The following is a 6994-nucleotide window of genomic DNA, read 5'->3' on the forward strand; positions in this document are numbered from 1 at the left end:
TCCATGACCTTCAAAGTCGCCATCATCGGCCGGCCTAACGTCGGCAAATCGACCCTTTTCAATCGGCTGGTGGGAAGGAAGCTGGCGCTTGTCGACGACACGCCGGGCGTTACCCGCGATCGACGCGTCCATGCCGCCAAGCTCTACGACCTGCATTTCGACGTCATCGACACCGCCGGCTTCGAGGATGCGGCGGCCTCGACGCTGCCCGGCCGCATGCGCGCCCAGACCGAGATCGCCATCCGCGAGGCCGACCTGATCTTTTTCACGATCGATGCCAAGTCCGGGCTGATGCCCGACGACAAGACCTTCGCCGAGATCGTGCGCAAATCAGGCAAGCCGGTTGTCGTCGTTGCCAACAAAGCCGAGGCGCGCGGCGCCCAGGGCGGCATGCTGGAGGCCTGGGAGCTCGGCCTTGGCGAGCCGATCCCGGTCTCGGCCGAACACGGCCAGGGCCTGCCCGATTTGCGCGACGCGGTGATCGCAGCACTTGGCGAGGCGCGCGCCTTCGGCGAGGACGAAGAGGCTGGCGAGGATGAGGTCGCCGCCAGCGAGGTGCTGATCGGCGAGGACATCACCGACCCGGACGCCGAGCCGAGCTATGACGACACCAAGCCGATGCGCATCGCCGTCGTCGGCCGCCCCAACGCGGGCAAGTCGACGCTGATCAACGCGCTGATCGGCGAGGAGCGGCTGTTGACCGGCCCCGAGGCCGGCATCACCCGCGATTCCATCTCGGTCGACTGGGACTGGCATGGCCGCCGGCTAAAACTGTTCGACACCGCCGGCATGCGCCGCAAGGCCAGGATCCACGAAAAGCTCGAAGTGATGTCGGTGCAGGACGGCTTGCGCGCCATCCGCTTTGCCGAGATCGTCATCATCGTGCTCGACGCCACCATCCCCTTCGAGAAACAGGATCTGCAGATCGCCGACCTGATCATCCGCGAGGGCCGTGCCCCGGTGATCGCCTTCAACAAATGGGACCTTGTCGACCATCCCCAGGAGTTGCTGGCCGAGCTGCGCGAAAAAACCGAGCGGCTGTTGCCGCAGGCGCGCGGCATGCAGGCGGTGCCGGTCTCGGCCGAAACCGGGCGTGGCCTCGACAAGCTGATGGATGCTGTCATCAGGACGCATCGAGTTTGGAACAGCCGTGTGTCGACCGGCAAGCTCAACCGCTGGCTGGAAGGCATCCTGGCGCATCATCCGCCGCCCGCCGTCGCCGGGCGCCGGCTGAAGATCAAATATGTCACGCAGGCCAAGACGCGGCCGCCCGGCTTCGTCGTCTCCTGCTCACGGCCGGACGCGATGCCGCAATCCTATGTCCGCTATCTCTCGAATAGCCTGCGCGAGGCTTTCGACATGCCCGGCGTGCCGATCCGCATCGCCTTGCGCACCTCGGACAATCCTTTTGCCAGCAGGGCGAAGAAGCGCCACTGAGTTGCGCGTCTTCTGGGCGCCCGCATCAGGCTACGCTCCGCAGGCCGCTCGCGGGCAGCGCCTGCACATTTTCGGGTAGGCGATTCCACCGCCGCCTGCAGCAGGATGTCGGCAAGTAGCGCCGCCACCGGGTCTGGCTCGGCCTTCCTTGCGATGCGGGAACAGCCCATCTCAGGCAGTGCGGGCAGCCCGGCGATCTGCGGCGTCATCGCCCTGACGGTAGCCAGCGCGAGTGGGGACAGCCTCTGCACCTAATGGGCGGTGTAAGCTCCGTCCACCAGATGGTAGCTCCCAGTGATAAAGCTGGCCTGGTCGGACAAGAGGAAGCATACAAGAGCCGCTACCTCTTCCGGTTTCCCGCGTCTGCCCATCGGCTGAAGACCTGCCATGCGCCGGCTGGCTAATGCCTCCATTTGCTCCGATAAAAGAGGCGTTTCGATCCAGCCGGGGCCGACGACATTGATCCGGATGCCCATCCTCGCATATTCAATCGCCGCAACCTTGGTTAATCCAACGACCCCGTGTTTCGCTGCCGTGTAAGCGGACGCAGTTGGCAAGCCGACGGAACCGAGAACGGAGGACATGTTCACGATGGCGCCTCCGCCTCGATCCAGCATCGCGGCGATTTCGTACTTCATGCTGTAGAAAACGCCATTTAGATTGACGTTTATCAGCTTGTGCCAGTTGTCGAGCGGATAGTCTGCCGTTGCTTTTCGAATACCATCGACACCTGCATTGTTTACCGCCATATCCAGTCCGCCGCATTTCTGGACAGTGAACTCGATCAGCTTTTCCACGGCTGCCGCATCCGTGACATCTACCGCAAAGTCGTAGGCCCTGCCTCCTTGCGAGCTTATTTCGGCGGCTTTGCACTGCGCGGCCTCGGCATCAAGGTCGGCGACAACAACCTCGGCTCCTTCTTGCGCGAGTTGCCGTGAAACAGCCGCCCCTATTCCGGAGCCTGCGCCGGTCACAATCGCGACTTTACCATGGAAGTCAGGCTTCATCGTCTCTGTCCTATGCCAATTTTGACATAACCGAACAGAGGCAGACGGTTATCGCAAGAAGTTTCGCTCCAATTCGCTTGTTAATCCTGTGAATTCATTTTTGCCACCACACAGCGAGACTTGGCCCGCAGGCCTTGGAATGGTAGAGACGAGGGCGGCGGTAGATGACCAGTTTCCTAGCAGGTACAAATGGAAGAACACCACATTGCGCGCCGGGGGCTCGTGCTGGGTAGTCTGGCTCTGATGATCTCCGGATGCACGTCGATTTCATCCGCGTTCGGACCAAGGCGTGGCCTGAATCCTCGTTACCGACGGCAGCATGTGCGGTACGACCGAAACGAGCCGGCCGGAACGATCGTCGTCGATACTTCGCAACGTTTTCTCTATGCCGTCGAGACGGACGGGTGGGCGACGCGCTACGGCGTTGGCGTCGGCGAGCAGGGACTTTCGTTCAAGGGTACAGCGACCGTCGGCCGCAAGGCGGACTGGCCGTCGTGGACACCCACCGCCAGCATGATGCAGCGCAAGCCGCGCCTGGTGCAGTATGCAGGGGGGGTCCCTGGCGGACCAAACAACCCGCTTGGTGCGCGTGCCCTTTATCTCTATCGCGACGGGCGCGACACCCACTTCCGGATACATGGTACAAACGAGCCATGGACGATAGGCACAGCGGTATCGAACGGGTGCATCCGTATGATAAATGACGACGTCATTGACCTCTACGACCGTACTCCTTTGGGCACGACGGTGGTGGTTGTTTGATGGTGGGCAGGCCTGATCTCCGTTGGACGGTGAACCCTGCCAGCACGTCACCGCAAAGGTGCCGCCGACAACCGGGTGCCAACTGTGTCATTTCTGCACTAGGCGTTGGTGTAGATCGCAGCTAACTTCGTGGGGCTGCATATCGTTTTATTTGTGGCGATTCTATAGGCTATTCCGCCCCCGGGGAAAGGATTGCTTGATGAGCAGGATATTGATTGCAATGGTTGCTGTGCTCGCCGTTGCCAGCCTGAGCGGCTGCGCGAACGACTGGATCGGCAAAGGAAAGGGTAAAGCTCCGGCGCCCGCTCCGGTAGAGCAACCAGTGATTAAGTAAGGACCGGCTTGTATGGGGAAGGGGTGCCAAGCCCTTCCCCATACATACGCAGCCGGGGCTTTGGCCGGCTTCATAGCCTAGGGCGCGGTTGGCGGGCATAGGCCGTTATTAAGTCTGTGCTTTGTGAAGTTCGGGAATGGACGCGGCGATGACGCTTATAAATAGCCGTCTCTTGCTTGTGGCGTTGGTGGCCCTCCCGGCAGCGGCATGTCAGACGAAAGACCTGCCGCCCCAGCCGAATTTCGTATCTTATGCCGATGGCGGAGCTGCGCCTCAAAAAAACGACGAGCGGTACTTCATCGAGTTCCGCTCCCGCTACGCCCTAAGCTACGGCCACACCTACGCAGTTTTTGGGCGCGTGGACCGGGCCGGGAGAATGATCGATCCCCAAGTCGCGGGCCTTCACCCGGCTTCGAACAGTGCGGTTCCCTATGTTCTGGGCCATGTCGTGCCGGTGCCAGCCGAAACCGGGTGGAGCGACGGTGATCTGGAAGAACCATACAGATCCGCAAGCTGGCAAATCATACTGACCCGGGCCGAATACGACAAAGTCGTTGCCTACATCCGCAAGCTGCAGGCGAGTTCGCATGTCTGGCAGGCGACGGTCTTGAACTGCAACGGCTTCGTGGCGAACATCGCTCATTCCATGGGATATAAGACTCCCGCCATTCAGCTCCGGCCGCAACAATTCATAACCGAGCTTCGGGAGATGAATACATAACCAAGATTCGAGGGATGAATGGGACCGAATGCGATCGGTACTGCCCCTCCGGCTTTCGCGTCTGCGGACTAACTCGGAGAGGATCGCTGCGCCTGAAGGTCGGCCGGTGACGAAATCGAGGGCGATGGGTGAAGTGGCCATACCCAGGGGCAGCTGCTACAGTCGCGATCGCAGAAAGGGCGCTGGTGACCTGAAGTGAGCATTGCGGCAGCCTCACTTGGCGAGGTCATTTGGTTGATCGGCATCGTTGCTTGGTACGTGATCCGGTATCCCTTCGAGCGCCGGGCAAGGCGCGTGCGAATTGTAACTGGCTACCGCTCACGTTCCGAGATCGTCGGGCTTGCATCTGCTCTGTTTGGCCTCGCAATCCTGCCTGCCTTCTATGTTGTCACCGGCATGCCCGCAGCGGCTGACCACCCGGCCAGCGCGTGGGCCGTGGCTCTCGGCACAATCATCTTCTGCTCCGCGCTATGGGTTTTTCGCAGGTCCCACAAGGAACTTGGCCGGAACTGGTCGATTACGCTGGAGATCCGCGAACGGCATGAACTCATCTGCGCCGGACCATACGCCTTGGTCCGCCACCCGATGTATACCTCGTTCCTGCTCATGGGCCTCGGCCAGGTCTTTCTGCTGCCGAACTGGATTGCGGGCATATCGGGTTTGATTGGGTTCGCAGTCCTTTTCCTGCTGAGAGTGGACGAGGAAGAGCGTATGATGCTGGAGAATTTCGGCCCGCAATACCGTGCCTATATGGAAAAGACCAAGCGAATATTCCCTTATCTTTATTAGAGGTACGTTTGATGCGAGGCCGAGCCCTCAAGCTTTCCGCGCCCCGGCGCCTTGTTGGCGATCTGATGAGGTTTTCGATCGGCGTGCCACGGGTCGCGGTGCAGCGTCAGATGAACCTTGGCCCACTCGTAAGGGCTAGAATGGCGCAGCAGACCAGGCCCTCGTGGACCGCGATCTTCCTGAAAGGATATGCGCTTCTTGCCCTAGAGATGCCGGAACTGCGGCGCGCCTATGTCAAGTTGCCCTGGCCGCAGCTTTACGAGTATCCGGCAAGCGTAGCCTCGATTGCCCACGAGCGCGAATATGATGGCGAGCCGGCCGTTCTGCTGAGCCGCATCAAATGCCCGGAGCGCTACTCCATCACGGAACTTGAGGCATCCATCCACGCGGCTCGATCACGGCCGATCCAGGAGGTCCCGGAGTTTCGGCGTGCCTTGCGGGTGGCAGGTGCGCCCGCGCCCGTCAGGTGGCTGCTTATGTGGCTAGGGTTGAACATCGCCCGGCAAAGGGCAAATTACTTCGGTACCTTCCAACTGTCCGTCTATTCTGGTCTCGGTGCGGAATCACTCAACCCGCTGACACCATTGACCACGCTTCTCAACTACGGTCCGATCGCCAAAGACGGATCGGTGAATGTCCGCATCCACTACGATCACCGGGTCATGGATGGAGCGAACGTCGCACGTGCACTGGAGAGATTTGAAAAGATTCTGAACGGTACTGTCGCCAATGAAGTGGTGTTGCTCGGTCAAAGTGTTGCCGCTCCTGCAAGACAGAGGAACGCGACGTGAATTCGCACGGTGAATTCCGGCCAGCCGTCGTCGTGATTGGCGGCTCGGGTGGAATTGGCCGGGCAATTGCGAGCGTCGCTGCACGGGAGCGCGGTGCGGTTGTGCTGGTTGCCCGCTCGCCTGACAGTTTGGCCGCCGCGGCGTCTGAGGTTAGGGAGGCGGGCGGCGAGGCATTCACGCTCGAGTTGGATCTCGTGGCAGGCGATGCGCCAACGCGCCTGGAGGGCTTTCTGTCCGCACACGGCCTGGTCTGTGATGTCCTGGTCAACAGCGCCGGCTATGGCCTGCGGGGCGCGACGACGGCGCTGCCTATTGATGGTCAACTCGGGATCATCGATCTCAATATACATTCCCTCACAGAGCTGACCCTCCATTTTCTGCCGGGAATGGTGGCGCGCCGACGGGGCGGGGTGCTCAATCTCAGTTCCGTGGCCGGGTTCGTTCCCGGGCCTTATATGGCTCTGTATTTCGCTAGCAAAGCTTTCGTGCGCTTCTTCTCAGAGGCGCTTCACCAGGAATTGCGCCGAACCGGTGTGACGGTCACATGCGTTGCACCAGGCCCGGTGTCGACGGAGTTTCTCGCAAGGTCAGGCGCCAATCAGACGGTGCTCTTCAACATCTTGCCTAAGGTGGATCCGGAGTATGTGGCTGAACGGGCGTGGCGAGGGTTCAAATCCGGTCGTCGCCTCGTCGTACCGGGAATCTCGGCCAAGTTGGCTGCCCTTGCGGCAGCGCTCCTGCCTTCCGCAGCGCTGCTGCCCCTGGTCGGCCGGCTGCAACGCGGCGGCAATGATCAATGTCCTTGCGGTTCAGGTATGAAGTTCAAGAAATGCTGCGGTACCCGCCAGATTCAGCTACGCCGGGGCCCTCGGGGAATTAACCCCTGACCGCAGCACGCCACCGAAAAACCTCATTGAAGCAAGAGACCGCCCGCCGTCGCCGGGCGCCGGCTGAAGATCAAATATGTCACGCAGGCCAAGACGCGGCCGCCCGGCTTCGTCGTCTCCTGCTCGCGCCCCGATGCGATGCCGCAATCCTATGTCCGCTATCTCTCGAACAGCCTGCGCGAGGCTTTCGACATGCCCGGCGTGCCGATCCGCATCGCCTTGCGCACCTCGGACAATCCTTTTGCCAGCAGGGCGAAGAAGCGCCA

8 protein-coding genes and 1 pseudogene are annotated in these 6994 nt (G+C 61.0%); 8 read left to right on the forward strand and 1 reads right to left on the reverse strand.

Going from position 1 to position 6994, the window contains the following annotated elements; translation table 11 throughout:
- Positions 1-3 precede the first annotated feature (3 nt).
- A complete protein-coding gene (gene der / locus NKJ40_RS11070; protein ID WP_352466132.1) occupies positions 4-1437 on the forward strand; it encodes a ribosome biogenesis GTPase Der in 1434 nt (477 codons plus the stop codon).
- A gap of 251 nt (positions 1438-1688) precedes the next feature.
- Here der and NKJ40_RS11075 read toward each other — a convergent pair whose 3' ends face one another.
- Entirely contained in the window at positions 1689-2444 is a 756-nt protein-coding gene (locus NKJ40_RS11075; protein WP_352466133.1) for an SDR family NAD(P)-dependent oxidoreductase, read from the reverse strand.
- Positions 2445-2633: 189 nt separating this feature from the next.
- Here NKJ40_RS11075 and NKJ40_RS11080 point away from each other — a divergent pair, with 189 nt between their 5' ends.
- From NKJ40_RS11080 to NKJ40_RS11110, 7 genes and pseudogenes are all read left to right on the forward strand, one after another.
- The gene (locus NKJ40_RS11080) at positions 2634-3206 is read left to right on the forward strand and encodes a L,D-transpeptidase (RefSeq protein WP_352466134.1); all 573 of its coding nucleotides are present in this window, start codon (positions 2634-2636) and stop codon (positions 3204-3206) included.
- Positions 3207-3405: 199 nt separating this feature from the next.
- Positions 3406-3540 (forward strand): ABC transporter, encoded by a 135-nt coding sequence (locus NKJ40_RS11085; RefSeq protein ID WP_292659957.1) that lies wholly within the window; start codon positions 3406-3408, stop codon positions 3538-3540.
- 148 nt (positions 3541-3688) lie between these two features.
- A complete protein-coding gene (locus NKJ40_RS11090; protein WP_352466145.1) occupies positions 3689-4261 on the forward strand; it encodes a hypothetical protein in 573 nt (190 codons plus the stop codon).
- Between the two features lie 201 nt (positions 4262-4462).
- Complete coding sequence (locus tag NKJ40_RS11095) at positions 4463-5050, forward strand: protein-S-isoprenylcysteine O-methyltransferase (protein WP_352466146.1); 588 nt, start codon at positions 4463-4465, stop codon at positions 5048-5050.
- A gap of 11 nt (positions 5051-5061) precedes the next feature.
- On the forward strand, positions 5062-5841 hold the full coding sequence (locus NKJ40_RS11100) for a hypothetical protein (RefSeq protein WP_352466135.1): 780 nt from the start codon (positions 5062-5064) through the stop codon (positions 5839-5841).
- The gene (locus NKJ40_RS11105; RefSeq protein ID WP_352466136.1) at positions 5838-6728 is read left to right on the forward strand and encodes an SDR family NAD(P)-dependent oxidoreductase; all 891 of its coding nucleotides are present in this window, start codon (positions 5838-5840) and stop codon (positions 6726-6728) included. The genes NKJ40_RS11100 and NKJ40_RS11105 overlap by 4 nt, the downstream gene beginning before the upstream one ends.
- A gap of 39 nt (positions 6729-6767) precedes the next feature.
- Positions 6768-6994: pseudogene (locus NKJ40_RS11110) on the forward strand (ribosome biogenesis GTPase Der); the annotation flags it as partial.

Origin of the sequence: Mesorhizobium sp. M0119, from assembly GCF_040322615.1 — a bacterium.
Taxonomy (GTDB): Bacteria; Pseudomonadota; Alphaproteobacteria; order Rhizobiales; family Rhizobiaceae; genus Mesorhizobium.